The following is a 26598-nucleotide window of genomic DNA, read 5'->3' as shown; positions in this document are numbered from 1 at the left end:
CTTCCGAGCAGCGCAAGCGCTCATTGTGAGCCCAGGGGCCGATGGTTCATAACCATCACATGAATGGCCCCGGCCGACGGATGCCCGGGTATGTCCCACGCGCGCTGATCTCTGTGCCCGCGAAGGGACGCTGTTCTCGTGTCAGAGACAGTCAGGAAACACCATGCCCAAGAATGGCAAGCCCAAGGGCGGACGCCCCTCGCGCAATTTCGAGCCGCGGTACGCGAAGAGCGGACCCTCGTTCCACGAGCGTCACGCCGGCGGACGACCGTCGCGCGACAGTGACCGTCGGGATGCCGGCGACCGCCGCTCGTTCTCGTCGGATGCCCGTGCCGACCGCCGCCCCGGCAGCGTGAGCCCCAAGCACCGCGGCTACCGCGCCGCAGACGCCGAAGGCTCGGCACCCAAGGCCCGCTGGTCGGATGCGCAGCGCGCAGGCCGCGATGAGGCCCGCTCGATCCGCAACCGCGCCGAGTCGGGTCGCCGCGAGGCGCCGCACCACCGCAACGACCGCGACGACCGTCAGGGCGGCCGCGGCTTCGACCGGAACGACCGGTTCGGTCGTGACGCACGTCCGGCACGTGACGACCGGTTCGGCCGTGACGCACGTCCGGCACGTGACGACCGGTTCGGCCGTGACGCACGTCCGGCACGTGACGACCGGTTCGGCCGCGACTCGCGCCCCGCGCGGGACGACCGCGGCTACGGTCGCAACGACCGTTTCGATCGCGATGCCCGTCCGGCCCGCAACGACCGGTTCGCTCGCAACGAGCGCCCCGCCCGTGACGACCGTGGTGGCTTCGACCGCCGTGGCGGCTTCGACCGTGACGCCCGTCCGGCTCGTGACGATCGCGATGGTTTCGACCGTCGTGGTGGCTTCGACCGCAACGAGCGTCCGGCTCGTGACGATCGCGGTGGTTTCGACCGTCGTGGTGGCTTCGACCGTGACGCCCGTCCGGCTCGTGACGACCGTGGCGGCTACGGACGCAACGACCGCTTCGACCGTGACGCCCGCCCGGCCCGCAGCGACCGGTTCGATCGCAACGAGCGTCCCGGTCGAGACGACCGCCGCGGCAGCACCGAGCGCCCGCGCTTCGACCGCACGGAGCGTCCGCGCTTCGACCGTGATGCGCGTCCTGCGCGTCAGAACCGCGACGACCGTCCGAACCGCAGCGACTGGAATGCCACGTCGACCGCCAAGGCGCGCGACGAGCAGGCCGACGTCGTGCACGAACGGCTCGAGGCAGAGGCCGTGCAGGCCACCGAGGTCGCGGATGTGACCTTCGGCGACCTCGGCATCGGATCGAACATCGTCGAGATCCTGAAGAACATGGGCGCTGAGACGCCCTTCCCGATCCAGGCCGCGACGATCCCCAGCATCCTGCAGGGTCGCGACGTTCTCGGCCGGGGCCGCACGGGCTCGGGCAAGACGATCGCCTTCGGCGCCCCGCTCGTCGAGAGCGTCCTGCTGTCGCAGAAGGGCAAGCGCCGCGAGATCGGCCGCAAGCCCCGCGCGATCATCCTCGCCCCCACCCGCGAGCTGGCCCTGCAGATCGACCGCACCGTCCAGCCCATCGCGCGCAGCGTGGGGCTGTTCACCACGCAGATCTACGGCGGCGTGCCCCAGGCGCGCCAGGTGGGCGCGCTGAACAAGGGCGTCGACATCATCATCGGCACGCCCGGTCGCATCGAAGACCTCATCGAGCAGCGCAAGCTCGACCTCTCCGAGGTGCGCATCGCCGTGCTCGACGAGGCCGACCACATGGCAGAGCTCGGCTTCGCCGAGCCGGTGCAGCGCATCCTGCGCAAGACCGGCACGGCCCTCGAAGACGGAGCGACCAGCCAGAAGCTGCTGTTCTCGGCGACCCTCGACCGCGAGGTCGCCGCGATCGTCGACGAGTTCCTGATCGACCCGGCCGTCTACGAGGTCGCCGGCGAAGACCAGGACTCGAGCACGATCGACCACCGCGTGCTCGTGATCGAGCACCGCGACAAGGCCGATGTGCTCACCTCGCTCGTCGACCGCGACGGTCAGACGCTGGTCTTCGCGCGCACCCGCGCCTACGCCGAGATGCTCGCCGAGCAGTTCGAAGACGCCGGCATCGCCGCCGTCTCGCTGCACGGCGACCTCAACCAGGCCAAGCGCACGCGCAACCTGCAGAAGCTGACCGCGGGCAAGGTGCAGGTGCTCGTCGCCACCGACGTCGCCGCGCGCGGCATCCACGTCGACGACATCGACCTGGTCGTGCAGGCCGACGCTCCCGACGAGTACAAGACGTACCTGCACCGCGCCGGCCGCACCGGCCGTGCCGGCCGCTCGGGACGAGTGGTCACGCTGATCACCCGTCAGCGTCGCCGCCGCATGGAGGACCTGCTGGGGCGCGCCGAGATCGACGCGCCGTTCGAGCAGGCCGCTCCCGGCGACGACGTGATCGAAGAGATCACGGGCCGCATGCCGAGCGAGGCCGAGCTCACCGCCTGAGCCGGTTCACAACTCAGGAAAGACCGTCGGGATCCGTGCCCTCAGGGCCGGGCCCCGGCGGTCTCTGCGCATTCGTCCTGAGTTGTGAGCGCCGCATAGTGTGGACGCATGGGTTGGAACGAGTGGGCGACAGCCGGGGGCACGGTATGGTTCAGCATCGCTCTGGTGATCAGCGCGCTCGCCGGCATCCAGGGACGCACGAAACTCGGGTGGTTCGCGCTCGGGATGATCTTCGGCCCTCTTGCGCTGCTCCTGCTGGTGTTCCTCATTCAGCCGTCGGCGGCGCGTGACGAGCTTCCCGCCGGCAGCGCCGGACGCGCTCAGAAGAGCATGTCGGACTGAGTCGTCGTGCGGACGGATGCCGGAGCCGGGCGCTGCCGCATCCGCCGGCCGCGCATGCTGTCGTTCTCTTCCTCGGATCGGGCATCGAGCCCGTGCACGCGCATGAGCGGACGGATGCGTCGCGCGAGCCACTGACGATAGGCCTTGGGCGCCTCGACGGAGACGCCCGGGTACAGGCCGCGATACGAAGACAGCAGTTCCGGATGCTCGCGCTCGAGCCACTGGAAGAACCACGGCTTCACCCCGGGGCGCAGGTGCAGCGACCCGTAGACGACGTGGTCGGCTCCCGACTGCTTGATGCGGCGCAGCCCCTCGTCGATGGCGGCGAGAGAGTCGGTCAGGTGCGGCAGCACCGGCATGAGGAACACGCCGACGCGGAAGCCCGCGTCGCTGAGCGCCCGGACCGTGTCGAGCCGCGCCTGCGTGCTCGGCGTGCCCGGTTCGATGGCGTGCTGCAGCGCGTCGTCGTACATCGCGATCGACATCTGGATGTCGATCGGCACCCGCTTGGCCGCCTCGACGAGCAGGGGGATGTCGCGGCGGATCAGTGTTCCCTTGGTGAGGATCGACATGGGCGTGCCTGAGTCGGCGAGGGCCTGCACGATGCCCGGCATGAGCCTGTACCGTCCCTCTGCGCGCTGGTACGGGTCGGTGTTCGTGCCGAGGGCCACCGTCTCGTGCTTCCAGGATCCCCGCCGCAGCTCACGCTGCAGGATCTCGACCACGTTCGTCTTCACGACGATCTGGGAGTCGAAGTCGGCGCCGCCGTCGAGGTCGAGGTACTCGTGCGTTCCCCGGGCGAAGCAGTACACGCAGGCATGACTGCATCCGCGGTAGGGATTCACCGTCCAGGCGAACGGCATGCGCGAGGCGCCGGGCACGGCGTTCAGCGCCGATTTCGCGAGCACTTCGTGGAAGGTCATCCCGGCGAACTCTGGTGTGGTCACAGAGCGCACGATGCCGGTGCGGCTCTCGAGGCCGGGCAGCGCGTCAGCGTCTCGATCGTCGACCGCCTGCCCCTGCCACCTCATGTCTCCATTCGAACAAAGAAACCAATGTGTGTCAACCGGAAGTCCGAAGTTCTGTTCGAGCGCGGATCCTCGGGCTGGTGTGGGGGACAATGGGTCGGTGAGCGCAGCGCAGACCCGGCATGCCGCGCGTGAATCGCTCGCCGTGCGGGTGGCGACACCCATCGGTGTGCTGTTCACGGCGATGGCCGCGCTGTCGACCCTGTGCGGCGTGCTCGCCGCCGAAGCGCCTGCGCTTCCGCAGCTGCCTGAGCCGGCCGCGGCGATGGCGCTGCCCGACGTCGAGGTCGACTCGCGCGTCGCCGCCAACCCGTGCGCCGACGGCGACGTCCGCGCTCACCTCGAGGCGGGTGACGACGATGCCGCTGTGGCGTCTTTCGGCGGAGGGGTCGAGTTCCGCGAGGCCGTCATCAGCGGAAACGCGCCGTGCATCTCGCTCTCCGATCCCGCTCGTTCATGGGTCGTGGTCAACAAGCAGCGCCCGCTGCGGCCCGAGAGCTTCGCCCCGGCATCCCTCTCGGGCATCGGTCTGCGCACCACGACCCCCTCGAACGAGCTGCGTCCTGAACCCAACCGCGCGCTCGAGAAGATGGCGGCCGACGCCCGTGCCGCGGGCGCCGGTGTCATCGGCGTCAACAACGGCTACCGCTCGTACGGTCTGCAGCAGCGCACCTACGGTGAGCACGTCCGAGACCGCGGGCAGAGTGGAGCGGATGCCGTATCGGCCCGCCCCGGCTTCAGCGAGCACCAGAGCGGGCTGGCGTTCGACCTCGTCGCGTGCAGCTCCGGCTGCGGCAGCATCGAGGCGTTCGGCCCGACGCGTCAGGGTCGCTGGGTGGCTGAGAACGGCTGGCGGTACGGGTTCATCGTGCGCTACGAGCATGGGCACACGGGCACCACCGGCTACGCGCCCGAGCCGTGGCACATCAGGTACATCGGACCTGAGCTCGCGAAGGCGTATCACGAGGGCGGCTTCCACACCCTCGAGGAGTTCTTCGGCCTTCCTGCGGCGCCCGACTACCAGCACTGAACGTGCGATGGGGGCTTCCCACAAACGCGAAACGCAGTGTCATCATGTGTGAGACTTGTTCCCACAAATCACTGTTCGGCGCTGTCTTTCCGACCTAGACTCGCCGTGCGAGGGCGCACACGACTTTCAGGAGGACGCCATGGAACGCGACATCTACGAAGAAGACCACGAGGCCTTCCGTGACCTGGTCAAGGACTTCGTCAAGCGGCACGTGTCGAATGAGTCGATCGAGCGGTGGGATGCTGCGGGCGAGATCGACCGCGAGACCATGCGCGCCGCGGGCGAGGCCGGCATCATCGGACTCTCGGTGCCCGAGGAGTTCGGCGGCGCGGGCATGCTGCAGGACTACCGCTTCCGCGCGATCGTGAACGAAGAGGTCATCGGCGCCGGCGCCGGCTCGCTGGCAGGCGCTCTCGGCATCCAGGACGACCTGGCCGTGCCGTATCTCGTGCACATGGGCACGCAGGAGCAGAAGGAGAAGTGGCTGCCGCGCATGGCCACCGGCGAGATCCTCGGTGCTCTCGCGATGACCGATCCGGGCGCGGGCAGCGATCTGCGCGGCATCAAGACCAACGCGAAGAAGGTCGACGGCGGCTACATCCTCAACGGCGCCAAGACGTTCATCTCGTCTGGCACCACCGCCGACATCGTCGTCACCTTCGTCAAGACCGGCGAGGGAAACCGCCCCGACGCGTTCAGCCTGCTGATCGTCGAGAAGGGCATGGAGGGCTTCGACCAGGGCAAGAAGCTCAGCAAGATGGGCTTCCACGGGTGGGACACCGCCGAGCTCAGCTTCACCGATGTCTTCGTGCCCGACGAGAACCTCATCAGCGGCAAGGAGGGCCAGGGCTTCATCCAGCTGATGATGAACCTGCCGCTCGAGCGCCTCTCGATCGCCGTGTCGGCGGCGGCCGTGATCCAGGCCGCGGTGAAGTGGACCGTCGACTACACGAAGGATCGCGACGCGTTCGGCGAGCGGGTCATCGACTTCCAGAACACCCGGTTCCGCGTCGCCGACATGGCCACAACGGCCGACGCCGTGTGGGCGTACGTCGACCGCGGGCTCAAGGCCTACGCCGCCTCGAAGCTCACCGCAGAAGAGGCTGCGCAGCTGAAGTTCTGGGTGACCGAGCGCGAGTGGGAGGTGCTCGACACGGGCGTGCAGCTGCACGGCGGCTACGGCTACATCATGGAGTACCCGATCGCCCGCGCCTTCACCGACGCCCGCGTGCACCGCATCTACGGCGGCACCAACGAGATCATGCGCGAGATCGTCGGCCGTCAGATCGCCGGCAAGCGCTGACCTCTACGGCGGTCGGCGCGTCGACCGCACCGGATGCCGTCGAGTGCACCGCTTGCCGACGCAGGAAACCCGCGTGTTCGGCGGCAGGTGGTGCACTCGGCGTCAGCCGAGGGGGCGAGCGGTCAGGAAGAAGATGACGGCGGATGCCAGCAGCACCGCCGCCGTGAACACCGTGTCGCGTGCGCGCCACGGCACGAGGTGCCGCTCGGTGCGGGTGGGGTGCGCGCCGAAGGCGCGGGCATCCATCGACAGGGCGACCCGCTCGGCATGCCGGATGCCCGATGCGAGCAGCGGCACGATGTATCCCCAGCCGCGCACGAGACGAGCGAGCGGTCCGCGGCCCGTGCCGTGCCCGCGCACCCGGTGAGCCGCGCGGATGACCGACAGCTCGTAGCCGAACCGCGGCACGAAGCGGTACGCGGCGAGGGCCGTGTACCCGATGCGGTACGGCACATGCAGCTGCTGCACGGTGGCGCGCACGAGGTCGGGGCCGCGGGTCGTGAGCCCGCCGACGAGAGCCAGGGCGAGTATCGCGCCGAGGCGCAGGGCGGTCGCCAGCCCGATGAGCAGGGCGCCCGAGTGCAGCGTCCAGTCGCCGATCGTGAGCACTCCCGCGCTGCCGGAGACCTGATCGGGGTCGACCCACACGCCGAATCCGAGCGTCAGCACGGCCATGCCGACCGGCACGCCGAGCAGCATCACCGCGCCGGCGCGACGGGTCAGCCGCGCACCGCTGAGCACGATCGCGTACGCGAGCGCGAGGAAGATCGCCGGGGTGAGCAGGTCGCGCGTGAACGCCAGCAGCGCCATCGCGGGGATCACGGCGCCGAGCTTCGCGAGCGGGTTGATCCCGTGCAGCCAGAACCGCGGAGGCGCCGGCGCGTCGTCGTACGGGTCGGTCGGGGTGGGCTCGGTCGCGGGCGAGGCCGCGGATGCCGTGGCGGTGGATGCCCTGGCATCCGCAGCATCCTGCGCGAGCACCGTCGCGGAGGCACCCGAGGCGACCACCTCGCCGTCGCGGAGCAGCACGACGTGATTCGCATACTCCGCGACCAGCCGCCGGTCGTGCGTGACGATGACCACCGTCGTGCCCTCGCGCTGCAGACCCTGCAGCAGATCGAGCAGCTCGGCGGCGCGGGCCCGGTCCTGACCGAACGTCGGCTCGTCGAGAGCCACGACGGAGGGCCGGGTGATCAGCGCCGTGCCGACCGACAGGCGCCGCTTCTCGCCACCGGAGAGCAGGAACGGGTGCACGTCCGCCTTGGCCGTCAGCCCGAACCGGTCGAGCATCTCGTCGACCCGCGCATCGATCTCGGCCGGATCCGTGCGCTGCAGCCGCAGGCCGTGGGCGAGCTCCTCTCGCACCGAGCCGGCGATGAACTGATGCTCGGGGTTCTGGAAGACGAATCCGACATGGGCGGCGATCGTGCGAGCGGGCGCGCGCACGGCATCCAGTCCGTCGATCAGCACGGTTCCGGCAGTCGGCGGAACGACCCCGCCGAGCGTCTGCAGCAGGGTCGACTTGCCGGCTCCGTTCGGCCCGATGATCGCGGTGAACGATCCGCGGGGGATGTCGAGGGTCGCGACGTCTAGCGTGCGGGTGCCGTTCTTCTCGACGACGAGGTCGCGGGCGGTGATCGCCGGGGTGCCCTCGATCGCGATGGGCGGCGGACTCGCCGGCACCGCGGTGTCGGCGGGTGACCACACGCCGAGCTCGCGCAGGGTGCCGGCGTGGTCGAGCATGACCTGCTGCGGCGGGCCGTCGAGTGCGAGGCGCCCCTCGCGGTCGAGCGCGATCACGCGGGTCGCGAGATCGATCGCCGCGTCGACGTCGTGCTCGACCAGCACGATCGCGCGCTGCGCGGCATCCTGAACCAGCTCGCCGAGGGCGGAGTACACGTCGTCGACGCCCTGCGGGTCGAGGTTGGCTGTCGGCTCGTCGAGCACGATCACGCGCGGGCGCATCGCCAGGGCGCACGCGATCGCGAGACGCTGACGGCCGCCACCCGAGAGCAGGTCGGGATTCCAGCGGCGGCGGCCCCACAGCCCGACCCGGCGGAGTGCCTGCTCGGTGCGGGACAGGACCTCCGAAGCAGGCAGCCGCAGGTTCTCGAGGGCGAAGGCGACCTCGTCGAGCACCGTCCCGGTCACCAGCTGGGAATCGGGGTCCTGGAAGACCATCGACACCTCGGTGCTCAGCTCGGCGACGGGCGTGGTGCGGGTGTCGCGACCCGAGACGAGCACGGTGCCGTCGAGGTCGGCCTCGACCGCCTGGGGGATCAGTCCGTTCAGCGCGAGCGTCAGAGTCGACTTGCCCGATCCGCTGGGGCCGAGCAGCAGCACGACCTCGCCGGCGTGCACGTCGAACGAGATGCCCTGCGGTGAGGGGTGCGCGGCGCCCGCGTGCGTGACGCTGAGGTCGCGCACGCTGAGCAGGGGCGCGGAAGAGCGCACGGGCGGGTCCTCTGTGAGCGGTCGGTTCCCTACAAACTTAGCTCGACCTAACCTGTGGTGTCGCGGGGCGGTCGCGGGGGCTCAGCGCGGCGCGACGCCCGCTCTTCGCAGCGCGTTGCCGATCGCGATGCCCACGGCCGTCCATGCGACGGGCCCGAGCACCGAGATGATCAGGTAGCTCAGCTGCACCCACAGCTCGAACTGCGTCAGGTCGACGACGACGCCGACCACGACCGCCACGATCACGCCGATGATCGCGGCCGAGACGAAGAAGCGCCAGCGCCCCCAGGCCCGATAGCGGGTCAGCGCGGCGACGCCCTCTTGGATCGCGCCGAAGAGCAGCGCGGTGCCGATGAAGCGCATCGCCCACATCGGGGTGAAGGCACTCGAGATCAGCGCGGCGATCACATGCGTGATCAGCGCGACCATCGGCTTGCGGAGCACCTCCTGCGCGATGATGCCCGGCAGCACGTGAACACCGAGCACCAGGCCGTAGAGGTAGGGGGCGACCGCGATGACGCCGACGGTGGCGAGCCCGGCGATGCCGCCCAGGATGCCCGTGGCGACGCCGATCGCCGCGCAGACGAGAAGGGTGCGCGTGCTCAGCGCGGGTCGGGATGCCACTCCGCAAGGCTATCGGGCACCGCCGACCTTCCCGTCGGCCCCGCATGCGGACACGCCTCGGCCGGCGGGGGTCAGGGCGCCAGGGGCAGTAGCTGGGCGATCGCGTTGTCGCCGATCACGGCAGGGCCGCCGAGAAGGATGACCCGCTTCGGCTTTAGCCGCCGGATCTCGTCGAGCACGGCCGTGCTCAGCCCGCCCTGCCGGGCCAGCAGCACCGGGCCGCCTCTGTGGCCGGCGGCGGCCGCGCCCGCGAGCGCATCGGGGAAGGACACCCCGCTGGCGATGTACACCGCGGGCACGCCCGCCGTGGGGAAGGTGGCCTTCGAGACGGCGACCGCCGTCGAGTAGCGGTCGATGCCCGCCAGGCGCTGCACCGATGTGGCCACACCGGTGGCAGCGGCGGCCTGTGCGGCGACGTCGTCGCTGACCACGGCCGAACCGCCGAGCACGACGATCCGCGACGGACGCAGGCGCGCCAGCGCGCTCGCCGTCTCGTCGGGGAGCGTGCTGCCCCGCGCGAGCAGAACGGGGGAGTCCTTGGCCCCGGCCGCGGCGGCCCCGGCCAGAGCATCCGGGAAGTCGCGCCCGCTCGCCAGGTACACGGTGGCCGCAGAGGGCCACAGAGTCGACACGGCCGCGGCGGTGGCGTACCGGTCGGCGCCGGCCAGGCGCGTCACTGCTGCTGTCGTGATCGTGGCGATCTGCCGCTGCACGTCGCTGCTGATCGCACCCGGCCCACCCGAGATGTATGCGCGGTCGGCGCCGAGTCGCGTCAGCTCTTTCCGTGGCGAGTCGCGCAGCACCGTCGGAGGGGTGAGCAGCACCGGGGCGCCCGCGCGGCCGGCGGCCGCCGCAGCCGAGAGAGCGTCGGGAAAGGCGGTGCCGTCGGCGATGAACGCCGATGCGGAGCCCTGCGCCTGGTACGCGCGAAGCGAGACGCGGGCCGCGGTCGCGTAGCGGTCGGCGCCGAACTGCCGCTCGACGAAGTCGAACGGGGTCGTGAAGCGCACGGGCGTCGAGTACGCGCCGGTTCCCGAGGAGTTCACCGCGGCGATGCTGAACTCGTATGCGGTCTCAGGCGTCAGTCCGTCGATGAAGATATTGGTCCCCGACCATGCCTGGTCGAGCAGAACGCGCCCGCCGGTCGCGAGGCGGATGCGGTAGCCCGTCGCCCCCGCGACGACCGGCCAGGTGAACTGCACCTCGGTGTCGCCGAGCGAGATGCGTCGCGGCGGTGCCGGCTGGGTGGGAACGGATGCGACGGAGCGGATGCCGGTGCCTCGGACATCCGCAGCCGCTGCCGGCGCTGCCGGCGCTGCAGCGGTGAGCGGTGCGATCGCGAGAAGCGAGGCGAGCACGAGGACGCCGGCGCCGGAGCGGGCGCGGACTCTGGCCTTCACGGGCATCGGTACTCCTTCGTCGCCCCAGACCTGGTCCCCGGACCTCAGGATACCCGCGGCGCGCCGTGGGGGCGACTGCGGACGGCGGATCCGTTGTCGGTGCCGGTGGCTACGCTGGAGGGATGCCGCAGCCTCCCCGTGATCCGTACGAGGATGTGCCGTACCCCGAAGACCCGTACGACGACCTCCCACCCGAGGAGCTCGACTGGGTTCCGCCGGAATACGGCTGGGAGCCGCCGCTCGACTGGGGATCGGGCCCGATGACGCCCGCTCCGGATGCCGGCGGCGGGGCGGCATCCGGAACCGCACCTTCGCGCTACCCCACGGCCATCGAGGCGCTGCGCACCGTGTTCGGGTACGACGCGTTCCGCGGCGATCAGGCCGCGATCGTCGAGCACGTGATCGGCGGGGGAGACGCGGTCGTGCTCATGCCGACCGGCGGTGGCAAGTCGGTCACGTACCAGGTGCCTGCCCTGGTGCGCGAGGGCACCGGGCTCGTGATCAGCCCGCTGATCGCGCTGATGCACGACCAGGTCGACGCACTGCGGGCGAACGGCGTGCGGGCCGCGTACCTGAACTCCACCCAGGCGCCCGATGAGCGGCGCGAGGTCGAGCGGGCGTACGTCGCCGGCGAGCTCGATCTCATCTACGTCGCGCCCGAGCGGCTGTCTTCCGCGCAGACCACGCAGCTGCTGCAGCGCGGCACGCTCAGCGTGATCGCGATCGACGAGGCGCACTGCGTGTCTCAGTGGGGCCATGACTTCCGGCCCGACTACCTCGCGCTCGGCGATCTGGCGGAGCGATTCCCGGGGGTGCCGCGCATGGCGCTCACCGCCACGGCGACCAGGGCAACGCATCAAGAGCTCACCGAGCGCCTGCACCTGCCCGCGGCGAAGCACTTCGTCGCGAGCTTCGACCGGCCGAACATCCAGTACCGCATCGTGCCGAAGGTCGAGGTGCGCAGGCAGCTCGTCGAGTTCATCTCGTCTCAGCCGGCCCGCGCCGCAGGCATCGTGTACGCCCTCAGTCGCAAGTCGGTCGAGCAGACGGCGGAGTACCTGGCGTCCAAGGGCTTCGACGCTCTGCCGTACCACGCGGGGCTTCCGGCAGAGGTGCGAGCGCAGAACCAGTCGCGCTTCCTGCGAGACGACGGCGTGGTCATGGTCGCGACGATCGCCTTCGGCATGGGCATCGACAAGCCCGACGTGCGCTTCGTCGCCCATATCGACCTGCCCAAGTCGGTCGAGGGGTACTACCAGGAGACCGGCCGCGCCGGACGAGACGGCGAGCCCTCGGTCGCATGGATGGCGTACGGGCTCGGCGACGTCGTTCAGCAGCGCCGGCTCATCGACCAGAGCCCCGGCGACCGCACCTTCAAGATGCGCATGGGCCAGCACCTCGACGCCATGCTCGCCCTGTGCGAGACGGTCGCCTGCCGACGGCAGAACCTGCTGCGCTACTTCGGGCAGGACAGCGATGCGTGCGGCAACTGCGACACCTGCCTCGAGAAGCCCGACACCTTCGACGGGCTCGTTCCCGCGCAGAAGCTGCTGTCGACGATCGTTCGCCTGAAGCGCGAGCGCAACCAGGCGTTCGGTGCGGGCCACCTGATCGACATCCTGCGCGGAGCGTCGAACGACCGCATCCGGAAGATGCGCCACGAGCAGATCGCCACCTACGGCATCGGCGCCGACCTGTCGGACCAGGACTGGCGCAGCGTCGTGCGGCAGCTGCTGGCTCGCGGCATCCTCGTCGCCCAGGGCGAGTACGGCACCCTCGCCCCCGGCGACGCCGCCGCAGGCGTGCTGCGCGGCGAGACCGGCGTGCCGCTGCGAAAAGACACGATGGGGCGGTCGGGCGCAGCGTCTCGCGCCCGCAAGACGAGTGCCGCGGATGCTCTTGATGCCGCAGACCGCGATCTCTTCGAGGCGCTGCGCACCTGGCGTGCGGCGACAGCCCGTGATCAGGGCGTGCCGGCGTACATCGTGTTCGGCGATGCGACGCTGCGCGCGCTCGCCGAGCACCGGCCGACGACGGTCGCTGGGCTGGGCGGCATCAGCGGCATCGGCGAGAAGAAGCGGGATGCCTACGGCGCCGCCGTGCTCGAGGTGATCGCGGCGCACTGATCCGCAGCCCGCGAAACACAGGAGTTCTCACGAATTGCAGGACCGGATCGCAGGCATCCTCCTGCGTTTCGCGTGATCTCCTGCGTTCCGCGACACAGGATGCGGGAAAGCCGCGTCAGCCCGCGTACTCCTCCGCGTGCACCCGCACAGTGGTCGCGCCGCGCAGCAGCTTCGACACAGGGCAGCGTGCGTGCGCACCCTGCAGCAGATCCTCGGTCTCCTCCATCGAGAGCCCCTCGGCCGAGAGATACGTGTCGACGTGGAACTCGTATCCGGGGCCGTCCGCCGCGTCGTGCAGTTCGACCTCGATGCGCACCGCCGTGCGGCGTTCGCGCTTGACAAGCGCCTGCGCGGTCGCGTTGAGGCAGGTCGACCAGGCCAGAGCCAGCAGCTGCTCCGGGTTCGAGGCATCCGGGTCGGGATTCGGCGCCAGGGGCGATGCGACCGGCACCTCCATGCCATCCGTCACACGGGCCGTGCCCGTTCCGCCGTCGCCGTTGATCGCTTCCGTCCGGTACCTCAGGGTCATGGCTCAACTATAATTTGGATCACGTCCAGAAAGGCGCCTCAGCCGGCCCGACAGCCGGCCCACCCTCCCCACCGAAAGACGCGATGGCCACCGACCTGCCCGCGATCGTGGAGTTCCGCCATGTCACGAAGCGGTTCCGCCCCGACGCCGATGAGAGCCCCGCACTCGATGACGTCAGCCTCAGCATCCCCCCGGGTGAGATCTTCGGCATCATCGGCGAGAGCGGCGCCGGCAAGTCGACCCTGCTCGAGCTGATCAACGGCCTCACGCGCCCGACTGCGGGCGACGTCATCGTGCGCGGTGCCGCCGTCGCCGACCTCGATCGAGCGGAGCTGCGCGAGCTCCGCCGCGACGTCGGCGTCGTCTTCCAGGGCGTGCACCTGCTCAGCAACAGCACCGTGCGCGACAACGTGCGCCTGCCGTTACGTCTCGCCCGCGGCGGGACGGCGACGAAGAGCAGGCAGCAGCGGGATGCCGTCGACGAGATCCTCTCGTTCGTCGGCCTCTCGCACCGCGCCGGCCACTTCCCCGCCCAGCTCTCCGGCGGCGAGCGTCAGCGCGTGGGTCTCGCCCGAGCCCTCGTATCGCGTCCGCCGCTGCTGCTCTGCGACGAGCCGACCTCGTCACTCGACGCGTCGACCACCGCCGACGTGCTGCGCGTGCTCTCCGACGCCCGCGAGAAGCTCGGCACGACCGTGATCGTCATCACGCACGACCTCGATGTCGTCAAAGCCATCTGCGACCGCGCCGCGCTGCTCGAGAAGGGGCGCCTGCGCGAGGTCTTCGAGATCGACGCCGCCGGCCCCCGATCGCTGCCCAGCTACTACGAGCAGGTCAAGCGGGAGCTGAGCGCATGACCTGGCTCACCGACCTGCTCGCCGAGTACGGCGAAGACATCGCGCAGTCGATGGCCGAGACCGGGTACATGATGCTCGTGTCGCTTCTCGCCGCGGTGCTGGTCGGCCTGCCGCTCGGCACCGTCGTCTACCTCACCGAGCGCGGGGGCATCGCCGAGAACCGCGCGATCAACACGGTCGCGAACCTCTACATCAACGTGGTGCGGTCGTTCCCGTTCCTGCTGCTGGTCGTCTTCCTCATCCCGTTCACGCGCGCCGTGATCGGCACGAGCTTCGGCACGCAGGCGGCCACTCTGCCGCTCTGCTTCGTCGCGGTCGCGATCTACGCCCGCCTGACCGAGCAGATCCTGCGCGAGATCCCCGCCGGGATCTCGAAGGTGGCCGTCGCGTCTGGTGCGACGGTGCCGCAGGCGGTGTTCCGGATGCTTCTTCCCGAGGCGCGCTCCGGACTCGTCTACGCGCTCACCTCGGCGGCGATCAGCCTGCTGTCGTACTCGACCGTGCTGGGTGTGATCGGCGGCGGAGGCATCGGCGACTTCGCGATGCGCTACGGCTACCAGGTCTACAACGACGACCTCATGTACCTCACGATCGTGATCATCATCGTGTGCGTCCTCGCCATCCAGGCCGTCGGGCACCGCACCTCGGTGCGGCTCGACCACCGCTGACGCCGCACCCCGAACCACCGAACCCGCATCGAAACGGAAGAGACATATGAAGAAGACCCGCGTCGCCCTCGCCGCCATCGCCCTCGGCACCGCGCTGCTCGCCACCGCCTGCGCCCCTGCGGCCGACGAGACGAAGCCGGATGCCCAGTCCGCCGAGCCCACCGTGCTGAAGGTCGCCGCTGTGCAGGCGCCCATGACCGATGTCGTGAAGGCCGCGGGCGACGCGATCGAAGACGGCTACGAGGTCGAGCTCGTCGAGGTCGCCGACTACATCACGTCGAACACGATCCTCAACAGCGGCGACGTGTACGCGAACTTCTCGCAGCACGTGCCGTACATGCAGACGTTCAACGAGGGCAACGACGGCACGCTGGTCGGCGTGCAGCCGGTCTACAACTTCGTCATCGCCTTCTACTCGAAGACTCTCGACGACATCGCCGATCTGTCCGACGGCGCGAAGGTCGCCATTCCCGACGACCCGTCGAACACCGGACGCGCGCTGAAGCTGCTCGCCGCGAACGAGATCATCGTGCTCGACCCCGATGTCGACCCGTATGAGGCGACGGTCGACGACATCACCGGCAACCCGAAGGACCTGGAGTTCGTGCAGGTGCCGATCGCCTCGCTGAACGCGGCGTACGAAGAGGCCGACCTGGTGTTCCAGTGGCCGTCGCACATCGCCGCGCTGGGTCTCAGCCCCGAGAAGGACGGCCTGATCACCGAGCTCGACGACCGGTTCGCGCTGAACCTCGTCGTGCAGCAGAAGGATGCCGACTCCGAGGCGACTGAGGCGCTGAAGAAGGCGTTCACGAGCGACGAGGTGCGCGAGGTGATCGAGGGCAACGGCACCATCGAGACCGCCTGGTGACGACAGCCGCCATGCGCTGACTGTCGCGAGGTGACAACGGGAGGCGGGGACGACGCAGGATGCCATTGTGCATCCTGCACAGTCGGCTTCGCCTCCCGTTGTCGGACTCCTACGGTTGAGGCTATCCCTGCTCCGTTCTGAGAGGAACCGCCATGGTCGACGCAGCCATCCGCCCCACCACCGCCGACGCACCGGCCGGCGCCGAGCTCGAGGCCACGTCGATCGACGTCGAGCGTGTGAACGACCTGCTCATGGGCACCTGGGCGCAGACCCGCCGCGAGGCTCGCGAGATGATCAAGGATCCCGCGTTCTGGCGCGACGACAGCCTCGCGAAGGACGAGCACCGCGAGCGCGTGCTCTCGCAGCTGCACCTGCTGGTCGAGAACGGCGCCGTGCACCGCGCGTTCCCGAAGAGGTTCGGCGGCGAGGAGAACAACGGCGCCAACATCGCCGGCTTCGAAGAGCTCGTCGCCGCAGACCCGAGCCTGCAGATCAAGTCGGGTGTGCAGTGGGGCCTGTTCGGGTCGGCGATCCTGCAGCTCGGCACCGAGCAGCACCACGAGAAGTGGCTGCCCGGTGTCATGGACCTGTCGATCCCCGGTGCGTTCGCGATGACCGAGATCGGACACGGCTCCGACGTCGCCGCCGTCGGCACGACCGCCACGTACGATCCCGCGACCGAGGAGTTCGTGATCAACACGCCGTTCCGCGCGGCGACGAAGGAGTACCTCGGCAACGCCGCCCTGCACGGCATCGCCGCGACGGTCTTCGCCCAGCTGATCACCAACGGGGTCAACCACGGCGTGCACTGCTTCTACGTTCCGCTGCGCGACGAGAACGGCGCCGACCTGCCCGGAATCGGCCGTGAGGATGACGGCCTCAAGGGCGGCCTGAACGGCATCGACAACGGCCGACTCAGCTTCGACCACGTGCGCGTGCCCCGCACCAACCTGCTCAACCGCTACGGCGACGTCGCAGCCGACGGCACCTACACGAGCGAGATCGAGAGCCCCGGCCGCCGCTTCTTCACCATGCTCGGCACGCTCGTGCAGGGGCGCGTCTCGCTCGACGGAGCGGCTTCCTGGGCATCCGCCCTCGGTCTGCACATCGCGATCACCTACGCGACGCAGCGACGCCAGTTCGACGGCGCGAACGGCGAGGAGACCGTGCTGCTCGACTACGGCAAGCACCAGCGCCGCCTGCTGCCTCGTCTGGCGACCACCTACGCCCAGATCTTCGCGCACGACGAGTTCCTGCAGAAGTTCGACGGCGTCTTCTCTGGCCGCACCGACACGGCAGAAGACCGCGAAGACCTCGAGACTCTGGCCGCAGCGCTCAAGCCGCTGTCGACGTGGCACGCGCTCGACACCCTGCAGGAGGCGCGGGAGGCGTGCGGCGGAGCCGGCTTCATGTACGAGAACCGCCTCGTGGGGCTGCGCGCCGACCTCGACATCTACGTCACGTTCGAGGGCGACAACAACATTCTTCTGCAGCTGGTCGGCAAGCGCCTGCTCACCGACTTCGCCGGACAGTTCAAGGGTGCCGACGCCAGGACGCTCGCCAGGTACGCGGTCGGCCAGACGGCGGGCAAGGTGTTCCACGGCGCAGGGCTCCGCGCTCTCGGGCAGGCGGTCGCCGACTTCGGCTCGACCGCGCGCTCGGTCGAGCTCGGCCTGCGCGAAGAGCAGCAGCATGAGCTGCTCACCGAGCGGGTGCAGCAGATGATCGCCGACATCGCCGGTCGCCTCCGCGCCGCAGGCAAGGACAAGGTGCTCGGCGAGAAGCTGTTCAACGAGAACCAGGCCGAGCTGATCGAAGCGGCCCGCGCGCACGGCGAGCTGCTGCAGTGGGAGGCGTTCACCGACGCGATCCGCCGCATCGACGATCCCGGCACGCTGCAGGTGCTCACGTGGCTGCGCGACCTGTTCGGCCTCTCGCTGATCGAGAAGCACCTCGCCTGGCACATGATCAACGGCCGTCTCTCGATGCAGCGCGCCGCCGCCGTGTCGAGCTACATCGACCGGCTCTGCACGCGCCTGCGCCCGCACGCCCTCGAGCTCGTGCAGGCCTTCGGCTACGAACCCGAGCACGTGCGCGCCCCCATCGCGAGCGGCATCGAGCAGCAGCGCCAGGACGAGGCGCGCGCGTACTACGCGGCCCTCGAGGCCTCGGGCGAGGCGCCGATCTCGGAGAAGGTGCTGAAGCAGAAGAAGCGCTGAGCGCCTCGCGCGGAATCGGACGCCTGCCGCGGAGGGGATCTCGCATCCCGTCCGCGGCAGGCGTCTTTCTCCGCTCCGGGCGCACGGGCGTCGGAGCCCGCCGGTAGCGTGGCGCCATGGCATCCCTCATCACCGCCGCCGACGGGCGCGCCCGCTGCGCCTGGGTGGGCGACGACCCCGAATACCGCCGCTACCACGATGAGGAGTGGGGCCACCCGCTGCACGGCGACCGCGCCCTGTTCGAGAAGATGGCGCTCGAGGGGTTCCAGGCGGGGCTGAGCTGGATCACCATCCTGCGCAAGCGCCCCCGTTTCCGCGAGGTGTTCGCCGGCTTCGACCCGGCGCTGGTCGCCGCCTTCGGCCCCGACGACGTCGAGCGGCTGATGGCGGATGCAGGGATCATCCGCAACCGCGCGAAGATCGCCGCCACGATCTCGAACGCCGCACTCGTGCGCGACATGGCGGAGGGCGAGCTGGATGCCCTGATGTGGTCTTTCGCGCCGCAGGCGTCACGCCCCCGCCCTCGCGATTTCGGCGACGTTCCGGCGGTGACGGCCGAGTCGACGGCTCTGAGCAAGGCGCTGCGGAAGCGCGGATTCCGGTTCGTCGGGCCGACGACCATGTATGCGCTGATGCAGTCCGCGGGCATGGTCGACGACCATGTCGAGGGGTGCTGGCGGGCCTGACCGCCGATGCATCCGCGGTGCCGGCCGGGCGCGCGAAGCCGCCTGGCGCCCGTCTCGGACTGGATCGCGCCGACGGGCGGACACGGCTGACGGTGCCTACCCGGCGTGCGCGAGGGTCTCTGACAGGATCGGGTGAGCGGTGCGAGAACCGCCCGCAGATGACACGAAGGAGTGCATATGATCACCCGCATGAGAGCGCGAACAGCGCGGATCGCAGTGGCCGCCGCCATTCTCGGAGTCGGCGTCGTCGGCGTCCAGCCGGCATTCGCCGCCCCGGCCGTCGAGGCCGCATCGACCCCGGTGCCCATCTCCACGCCCGACGGTCAGGTGTCGAGCTACGTCGTCAACACCAAGATCGTGAACCCCGGTCAGGTGCGCAAGGCCGAGGCTGCGGTGGTCGCCGCGGGCGGTGTCGTCGTGCAGTCGTGGCCGCAGATCGGCGTGATCGTCGCGCACTCGACGAAGGCCGACTTCCGCACCGCCGTCGTCGCCGCGGGCGGCAATTCCATCGCATCCGCCGGTCCCACCCGCTCGGTGGCGGTCAGCGAGGGAACCCCCGATGGCGTCGCGACCCCGTGGGGCCCAGGCAAGGGTCAGCTGAAGAAGGCTGAGACCAAGAAGACCGACATCTCCGACGGCACCGCCGCCACCTCGACCGACCCGCGCGAGGGCGAGCAGTGGGACATGAAGATGATCAACGTGCCGCAGGCGCACGAGATCACCACCGGCTCCCCGGACGTGCTCATCGGCGTGCTCGACTCGGGCATCGACCCCGATCACCCCGACCTGGCCAGCCAGATCGATCGGCTCAACTCGGTCGGCTGCACGGATGCCGGTCGTCCGGCGACCGGTGAGGCGGCGTGGGCACCCACCACGAGCGACCACGGCACCCACGTCGCAGGCACGATCGGCGCCGCGCGCAACGGCGTCGGCATCGTCGGCATCGCACCCGGATCGAAGATGGCCTCGGTCAAGGTCGTCAACGACGACGGATTCATCTACCCCGAGTACGCGGTGTGCGGCTTCATGGAGGCCGGCCTCAAGGGCATGGACGTCACCAACAACAGCTACTACGTCGACCCGTTCGAGTTCTGGTGCGGCGATCAGCCCGAGCAGGCCCCGGCGATGGAAGCCGTGCGCCGCGCGGTCGACTGGTCGACCTCGAAGGGCGCCGTGCACGTCGCCGCCGCGGGCAACAGCTCGTACGACCTGTCGGCGAAGACGACCGACGCCAGCAGCCCGAACGACGCTGCGGAGCCGACCGTGCGCGAGATCAACAGCTCGTGCAAGGACATCCCGACCGAGCTCGACGGCGTCGTGACGGTCTCGTCGGTCGACAGCCGTGGCATCCTGTCGTCGTTCTCGAACCGGGGACTCGGCGTGATCGATGTCGCGGCTCCCGGCAGCCGGGTGCTCTCGACCATCGTGCGCGACAACGGCTACGGCCTGAAGAGCGGCACCTCGATGGCGTCGCCGCACGTCGCCGGCGTCGCGGCGCTGATGAAGTCGGCCCACCCGACGTGGGGACCCGACCGCATCGCCGACGAGCTGCGCGCGCAGGCCATCGACACCGCGTGCACCGTGACGACGGTCGCGGCGCCGTGCGTGGGCACCGACGACGAGAACTCCTTCTACGGTGAAGGTCTCGTCGACGCGTACGCCGCCGTCCGCTGATACGACCACGCAGCGCTGAGCGGGTGCACGGCCTCGGGGCCGTGCACCCGTTCTGTACGCTGCAGCGCCGAGCGCATGGGCAGAGGTACCCATGCGCTCGGCGCGACGGCATTCGTGACCCCCGGTTAGGATGTTGACGGCGTTTCGCGGCGCCCTAGGGGGGTTGACTGAGTATGAAGGCACTGTCGTGGGTCCGATCACGACCGAAGACGGCGGCATCGATCGCGGGGGTTGCGATCGGAGCGGTGGCACTCACCACGATGGCCGTGGCGTACGACGGCCTGCCCACCACGAAGGTCGACCTGAACGACGCCGGTGTCTGGCTGACGAAGTCGTCGAGCTTCCTCGTGGGGCACTTCAACCACGAGTCGACGGTGCTCGACGGCGGCATGCGCGCGGCGAGCGAGAACTACGACGTGCTGCAGGACGGCGAGACGGTGCTGGTGGCCGACAGCGGCGAGAGCACCCTGACGGCGGTCGATCCCGCCCGCATGGTGCTCGGTGACAGCGCGTCTGTGCCGGGCAGCGCCAAGGTCGCGCTCGGGGCGAAGACCGTCGCGATCCTCGACGACAGGTCCGGCGATCTGTGGATCACATCGTCGAAGGGCCTCTCCGGTTTCGACATCAAGGCCGCCGACCCGACGATCGAGCTCGGCAAGGGCGCCGACGTGACGGTCGGGCGTGACGGCACGGTGTACGCGCTCTCGGGCGAGAAGGGCGAGGTCGTCACGGTTCCGTCCGATCCCGAGGGCATGCCGCTCGAGCCGGCGACCGCGTCGGTCGGAGAGCTCGATCTGAGCGAGCAGCCGAGCATCACGGCGGTCGGCTCGACGCCTGTGGTGCTCGACGCCGCGGCGGGCATCGTGACGACTCCCGGCGGGTTCCGCACCGAGATCGATCAGGCGGCGGATGCCGTGCTGCAGCAGGCATCCGCTGATTCGGCCGCCGTGGCGATCGCGACGCCGACCGCTCTGCTGCAGGTGCCCCTCGACGGCGGCGAACCGGTCGACGAGAAGGCCGACGGCACGGGCACCCCGGCCGCTCCGGTGCAGCTGCGCGGCTGCACGTACGGCGCGTGGGCCGTGTCGGCGACGTTCATCCGCGACTGCACGGGCGACTCGCTCGACGTGAAGGAGAGCATCCCCGGCGCCGAGAACTCCGCGTCGCTGACGTTCCGCGTGAACCGCGACGTGATCGTGCTGAACGACATCATCGGCGGTGCCGCCTGGCTGGCGAACGAGAGCCTGCAGCGCGTGGACGACTGGAGCGTGCTCGTTCCGCCGGAGGGCGAGAGCGAAGACGACGAGAACACCACCCAGGAGACCGTCGAGACCTCTCTGCCCGAGCGCAAGGAGAAGAACACCGTCCCCACGGCTGAGGACGACCCCGATCTCGGCGTCCGCCCGGGCGGCACGACGCTGCTGTCGGTTCTCGACAACGACAACGATCCCGACGGTGACGTGCTCGTCGCCTCGCTGAAGGGGAAGCAGCCGTCGGTGGGCGAGGTTCGCCCGATCCTCAACGGCGCCGCCCTGCAGATCGCCGTGCCGGAAGACGCGACGGGGACGTCGACCTTCACCTATGAGATCGACGACGGACGAGGCGGGCGCGACACCGCCCAGGTCACCGTCTCGGTTCATGACGACAAGACGAACGGCGCTCCGCGCCCCAAGCGCACGAGCAAGGTGGCGGTCGAGGCCGGCGGCACGGTCTCGTACAACGTGCTGCCCGACTGGCGCGACCCCGACGGCGACGACCTGTACCTGCGCGGTGTCGAGCCGGCACCCGGTGACGAGGTCGAGTTCACCACCGACGGCAAGATCACCTACCGCGCCGTCGCGAGCCTGCAGGGCCGCAAAGAGATCGAGATCAGCGTCTCGGACGCCATGGGCAAGGTCGCGACGGGCAAGATCGTGCTCGACGTCAAGCCCGAGGGATCGACCAACCCGCTCACCAACGCCGATCACGTCGTGACGCGCGCAGGCGAGTCGGTCACCGTCTCGCCGCTCGCGAACGACACGAGCTCGGGCCGGGAGCAGCTGCGCCTGGCGCGCGTGGAAGACACCCCGGGGGTCGAGATCGACCGCGACTACCCGAACCGCAAGTTCTCACTCAAGGCGAACACGCCGGGCACCTACTACGTGCAGTACCTCGCGACGGCGGGGCCGAAGCCCGCGAAGGGCATCGTGCGCGTCGACGTGCTCGACAAGCAGCAGAGCGACCTCGCACCGGTCGCGGTGCGCGACGTCGCCATGCTCACCTCGGGCAGCGAAGCGCTCGTCGGCGTGCTGGGCAACGACAGCGACCCCGCCGGCGGCGTGCTCGTCGTGCAGTCGGTCTCGGTGCCGCCGAGCAGCGGCGTGAACGTGTCGGTGCTCAACCACGAGACGCTGCGCGTGAGCGACCAGGGCTCGCTCTCCGAGCCCGTGCGCATCACCTACCGCATCTCGAACGGCAAGCAATCGGCCGAGGGTGACGTCGTGGTCATCCCGATTCCGGCGCCGACCAAGCTGCTCGCGCCGGTCACGAACGACGACGAGGCGGTCGTGCGCGTCGGCGACGTGGTGACCATCCCCGTGCTCGACAACGACGTGCATCCCAACGGCGACAAGCTGACCGTCGCTCCCGACCTGGTCGAGCCCCTGGTCGATCCGGAGGACGGCGAGGCGTTCGTCTCGCAGGACACCGTGCGCTTCCGTGCCGGGAAGAACCCCGGCACCGTGTACATCACCTACGAGGCCGTCGACACCCGCGGCCAGAAGGCCGGCGGTCACATCTCGGTGCAGGTGCTGCCCATCGACGACGACGGCACGAACGCCGCACCGCGTCCGCGTGACCTGACCGCCCGCGCGCTCGCCGGATCGCGGATCAACATCCCCGTTCCGCTCGACGGCCTCGACGCCGACGGCGACTCCGTCGAGCTGATCGGCGTCGACAGCGCGCCGGCCAAGGGGCGCATCGTCGAGCAGGGCAACAACTACCTCACCTACGAGGCCTACGAGGATGCGGCAGGCGTCGACGCCTTCGCCTACCGGGTGCGAGACCGGCTCGGCGCCGAGTCGAGGGCATCCATTCGCGTCGGCGTCGCGCCTCCCGAGGCCGTGAACCAGGCACCCTACGCCGTGAACGACTCAGTCGTCGTCCGTCCAGGTCGATCGGTGGCGGTGCCTGCTCTCGCGAACGACTCCGACCCCGAGGGCGACCGCATCGGCTATCTGAAGTCGGGGCTGGTCCTTCCGCCGGATGTGAAGGGCATGAAGGCCAGGATCTCGGGCGACCGGATCGTGATCGATGTGCCCGACGAGGAGCTCGAGACCTCGCTGCAGTACACGATCAGCGACGCCAAGGGCGCGCGGGGCACGGCGGCGATCTTCGTGAAGGTCGACAAGGACGTCCCGCTGATGAACCCCATCGCCCGCGACGACCGCGTGCAGGTGGAGGACGTGAAGGACGACCTGTCGGTCGACCTCGACATCCTGCGCAACGATGAGGACCCCGACGGAACGATCGAGGGCGTCGACGTCACGATCGAAGACGGCGCGCGTCTGCTCGGCGACGGCAAGGTGCGGGTCAAGGTCGGCGAGGAGCGTCAGCTGATCCGCTACGTGATCACCGACCAGGACGAGCTCGCATCGTCGGCGTTCATCTTCGTGCCCGCGATCGACGAGCTGCGGCCGCGCCTCAAGTCGACCAAGCCGCTCGAGGTCAAGAGCGGCGAGACCAAGGAGATCCCGCTCGAGAAGTACGTCGTCGTGGCCGGTGGCGGCGACGTGCGCCTCACGGAGGCGGCGAAGGTCAGCGCGTCGTACGCGAACGGCGACGACCTGATCAAGGACACGACGACCCTCGTGTACACGTCGAAGGACCGCTACTTCGGCGAGGACGCGCTGACGTTCGAGGTCACTGACGGCGACGGCCCCGACGACCCCGAGGGTCGCAAGTCGACGCTGACGATCCCGATCACGGTGCTGCCGCCTGACAACCAGCCGCCGACGCTCACGAGCGCGCAGATGCAGATCGCGCCGGGCGAGAAGGCGACCGCGCTCGATCTGTCGGGCCTCGCGACCGACCCCGACCCGAAGGACCAGGGCAAGCTCCGCTTCTCGATCACCTCGCAGCCGGGTGAGGGCATCGATGCGCGCATCGACGGCACGACGCTGTACGCCGAGACGGGCGCCGACACCCCGAAGGGCACCGCGGTCACGATCCCGATCACGGTGACGGACGGAACCACCGAGCCCGTCGAGGGCACCGTGCAGGTGACGGTGACGGCATCCACCCGCTCACTGGCCGTCGCCAGCCCCGACTCGGTCGACGAGGCCGACCAGGGCGAGACCATCACGGTTCCCGCGCTCGCGAACGACATCAACCCGTTCGTCGCCGACGGCGTGCCGCTGAAGCTGCTGACCGCCGAGGTCGAGAGCGGCCAGGGGTCGGCGAAGGTCGCCGGCGATGCCGTGAACATCACGCCGGACAAGACGTTCGTCGGTGTCATGGTGGTGCGCTACCGCGTGCAGGACGCGACGAAGGACCCCGACCGCGAGGTCGAGGGCCGGATCACCGTGACGGTGCAGGGCATTCCGGATGCTCCGGGCCGGCCGACCGTGACCGCGGTCGAGGACCGCACCGTGGTGCTCAACTGGTCGGCGCCGTCGAACAACGGCGCGGAGATCACCGAGTACACGGTCACGTCGGTGTCGGGCAACCCGTACACGAAGGCCTGTACCTCGACCACGTGCACGCTCGACGGGCTGACGAACAACGTCGAGTACACCTTCGCGGTCACGGCCACCAACCGCGTGGGCGAGGGTCCGGCCTCTGCCGCGTCGGAGGTCGCACGCCCCGATACCCGCCCCGACACCCCGCTGCCGCCGAAGCTCGCCTTCGGCGACAAGGCACTCGACGTGTCGTGGACGACCCCGACCTCGAGCGGTTCGCCGGTCGAGTCGTACACGCTCGAGATCTCGCCCACCCCGCCCTCGGGCATCGGGCAGAAGACGGGCGTCACGGGCAACTCGCTGCGCTGGGAGGGCCTCGAGAACGGCACGAGCTACAGCGTGCGGATCCAGGCGCACAACCGCGCGCCCGACCCGTCGAGCTGGAGCATGTACTCGGCGGCCGAGATCCCGGCCGGGCCACCGGCCGCCGTCGCGGCACCCACGGTCAGCAGCGCGCCGTCGGTCGGCAGCGAGGCGCAGATGACCGTCAGCTGGTCGCAGCCGGACACCAATGGCGCGCCCATCGAGCAGTACGAGCTGGTGACCTACCGCGGTGGCGGCGAGGTCTCGCGCTCGCAGGTGGGAACGGCGACCTCGCAGACCGTCAGGGTGCCGACGAGCACGGCCGACTACACCTACGCGGTGCGGGCGAAGAACAAGGCGCCCAACTGGGGCGCCCTCGGCCCGCAGTCGGCTCCGCAGCGCGCGTTCGGCCAGCCCGGTGCTCCATCGAGCGTGACGGCGAAGCCGCGGGACGGAGCGATCGAGGTCACGTTCACGATGACCGAGGCCGCGCGCAACGGCGCGTCCGAGAGCGAGATGCGCTACCAGTTCCAGCGCAACGCCGAGCAGTGGCAGGCGTGGGACGGCCGCTCGCTCATCCCGGCGAACAACGGCACGCCGTACACCGTGCGAGTGCGGGCGTATTCGGTGGTCGGCGGGCAGCAGTCGCAGACCGGTCCGTCGACGGCGTCGAACTCCGTCACGCCGTTCGGCCCACCGCACGCACCGTCGGGTAGCGCGACGAAGAGCGGTGATCGAGCGATCAGGCTGACGTGGGACTCGAGAGGCTCGGAGAACGGCCGGCCGATCACGACCTACATCAGCATCGACAACGGCGGCTGGCAGCGGGTCGACTCGAAGACCGGTGAGCGCATCGTGGGCAACGGGTACGACCAGACGCACAACATCAAGGTGCGCGTCGAGGCCGAGGGAGGTGCGGCGGAGTCGCCGAGGTACTCCGCGAAGACCGACTCGCCCCCGAAGCCGACCGCGAAGACGGTCAAGGGGACATCCGGCCGCTGGCCGGTCGGATGGGGAGGCTCCGGGTCGTGCACCCACTCGTCGTGCGCGTACATGGCGGTGGACGTCGCCAACTTCCCCGCCGGCAACTACCGCCTGTACTGCAACGACGGCGGCGAGTTCGGCGGCGGTACGGACATCTACGTGCCTGCCAACGGCAAGGTGAACGCGACGTGCTTCTACGGAACGCCCGGGGCGAAGGTGCACGTCCGCATCGGCGGCTGGGGCGCCGCGGACCCCATGATCTGGTACTGACGACAGACGAATTCGAAGAACGGAACCCACAGC

17 protein-coding genes are annotated in these 26598 nt (G+C 69.8%); 12 read left to right on the top strand and 5 right to left on the bottom strand.

Annotated elements, in window-relative coordinates; genetic code table 11:
• The first annotated feature begins 163 nt into the window (after positions 1-163).
• Both AB0N59_RS02435 and AB0N59_RS02430 read left to right on the top strand, forming a co-directional pair.
• Positions 164-2482 (top strand): DEAD/DEAH box helicase, encoded by a 2319-nt coding sequence (locus tag AB0N59_RS02435; RefSeq protein ID WP_363478189.1) that lies wholly within the window; start codon positions 164-166, stop codon positions 2480-2482.
• Between the two features lie 108 nt (positions 2483-2590).
• Positions 2591-2824 carry a hypothetical protein gene (locus AB0N59_RS02430; protein WP_363478186.1) on the top strand — a complete coding sequence of 78 codons (234 nt, stop codon included), beginning with the start codon at positions 2591-2593 and terminating at the stop codon, positions 2822-2824.
• On the opposite strand, the gene AB0N59_RS02425 is transcribed toward AB0N59_RS02430, so the two are convergent.
• On the bottom strand, positions 2803-3855 hold the full coding sequence (locus AB0N59_RS02425) for an Rv2578c family radical SAM protein (RefSeq protein WP_363478183.1): 1053 nt from the start codon (positions 3853-3855) through the stop codon (positions 2803-2805). The two genes, AB0N59_RS02430 and AB0N59_RS02425, sit on opposite strands and share 22 nt — an antisense overlap.
• 97 nt (positions 3856-3952) lie before the next feature.
• Here AB0N59_RS02425 and AB0N59_RS02420 point away from each other — a divergent pair, with 97 nt between their 5' ends.
• Together AB0N59_RS02420 and AB0N59_RS02415 are read left to right on the top strand one after the other, a co-directional pair.
• The gene (locus tag AB0N59_RS02420; protein WP_363478180.1) at positions 3953-4882 is read left to right on the top strand and encodes a M15 family metallopeptidase; all 930 of its coding nucleotides are present in this window, start codon (positions 3953-3955) and stop codon (positions 4880-4882) included.
• Positions 4883-5021: 139 nt separating this feature from the next.
• Positions 5022-6185, top strand: coding sequence for an acyl-CoA dehydrogenase family protein (locus AB0N59_RS02415; protein ID WP_204975491.1), 1164 nt, complete (start codon positions 5022-5024; stop codon positions 6183-6185).
• A 102-nt stretch (positions 6186-6287) separates the two neighbouring features.
• Here the strand turns inward: AB0N59_RS02415 and AB0N59_RS02410 are convergent, their stop codons facing one another.
• From AB0N59_RS02410 to AB0N59_RS02400, 3 genes are all read right to left on the bottom strand, one after another.
• Positions 6288-8639, bottom strand: coding sequence for an energy-coupling factor transporter ATPase (locus AB0N59_RS02410; protein ID WP_363478175.1), 2352 nt, complete (start codon positions 8637-8639; stop codon positions 6288-6290).
• 81 nt (positions 8640-8720) lie between these two features.
• Complete coding sequence (locus tag AB0N59_RS02405; protein ID WP_363478172.1) at positions 8721-9263, bottom strand: ECF transporter S component; 543 nt, start codon at positions 9261-9263, stop codon at positions 8721-8723.
• A gap of 71 nt (positions 9264-9334) precedes the next feature.
• The gene (locus tag AB0N59_RS02400) at positions 9335-10669 is read right to left on the bottom strand and encodes a cell wall-binding repeat-containing protein (protein ID WP_363478169.1); all 1335 of its coding nucleotides are present in this window, start codon (positions 10667-10669) and stop codon (positions 9335-9337) included.
• A gap of 116 nt (positions 10670-10785) precedes the next feature.
• Here AB0N59_RS02400 and recQ point away from each other — a divergent pair, with 116 nt between their 5' ends.
• Positions 10786-12789, top strand: coding sequence for a DNA helicase RecQ (gene recQ, locus AB0N59_RS02395; protein WP_363478166.1), 2004 nt, complete (start codon positions 10786-10788; stop codon positions 12787-12789).
• A gap of 115 nt (positions 12790-12904) precedes the next feature.
• Here the strand turns inward: recQ and AB0N59_RS02390 are convergent, their stop codons facing one another.
• Positions 12905-13318, bottom strand: coding sequence for an OsmC family protein (locus AB0N59_RS02390; protein WP_363478163.1), 414 nt, complete (start codon positions 13316-13318; stop codon positions 12905-12907).
• Between the two features lie 83 nt (positions 13319-13401).
• Here AB0N59_RS02390 and AB0N59_RS02385 point away from each other — a divergent pair, with 83 nt between their 5' ends.
• The 7 genes from AB0N59_RS02385 (at position 13402) to AB0N59_RS02355 (ending at position 26565) form a co-directional block, all read left to right on the top strand.
• Entirely contained in the window at positions 13402-14175 is a 774-nt protein-coding gene (locus AB0N59_RS02385) for an ATP-binding cassette domain-containing protein (protein ID WP_363478160.1), read from the top strand.
• The gene (locus tag AB0N59_RS02380) at positions 14172-14843 is read left to right on the top strand and encodes a methionine ABC transporter permease (RefSeq protein WP_363478157.1); all 672 of its coding nucleotides are present in this window, start codon (positions 14172-14174) and stop codon (positions 14841-14843) included. The genes AB0N59_RS02385 and AB0N59_RS02380 overlap by 4 nt, the downstream gene beginning before the upstream one ends.
• A gap of 46 nt (positions 14844-14889) precedes the next feature.
• Complete coding sequence (locus AB0N59_RS02375; RefSeq protein ID WP_363478154.1) at positions 14890-15711, top strand: MetQ/NlpA family ABC transporter substrate-binding protein; 822 nt, start codon at positions 14890-14892, stop codon at positions 15709-15711.
• A gap of 152 nt (positions 15712-15863) precedes the next feature.
• Complete coding sequence (locus tag AB0N59_RS02370; protein ID WP_363478152.1) at positions 15864-17930, top strand: acyl-CoA dehydrogenase; 2067 nt, start codon at positions 15864-15866, stop codon at positions 17928-17930.
• Between the two features lie 116 nt (positions 17931-18046).
• Positions 18047-18616, top strand: a complete 570-nt coding sequence (locus tag AB0N59_RS02365; protein ID WP_363478149.1) for a DNA-3-methyladenine glycosylase I — start codon at positions 18047-18049, stop codon at positions 18614-18616.
• A 189-nt stretch (positions 18617-18805) separates the two neighbouring features.
• The gene (locus tag AB0N59_RS02360; protein WP_363478146.1) at positions 18806-20290 is read left to right on the top strand and encodes a S8 family serine peptidase; all 1485 of its coding nucleotides are present in this window, start codon (positions 18806-18808) and stop codon (positions 20288-20290) included.
• A 245-nt stretch (positions 20291-20535) separates the two neighbouring features.
• Complete coding sequence (locus AB0N59_RS02355) at positions 20536-26565, top strand: Ig-like domain-containing protein (RefSeq protein ID WP_363478143.1); 6030 nt, start codon at positions 20536-20538, stop codon at positions 26563-26565.
• Positions 26566-26598: the final 33 nt, after the last annotated feature.

Source organism: Microbacterium sp. NPDC089321 (assembly GCF_040684935.1).
In the GTDB taxonomy this organism is placed as follows: domain Bacteria; phylum Actinomycetota; class Actinomycetes; order Actinomycetales; family Microbacteriaceae; genus Microbacterium.
This window is presented reverse-complemented; position numbering and strand designations above follow the sequence as displayed.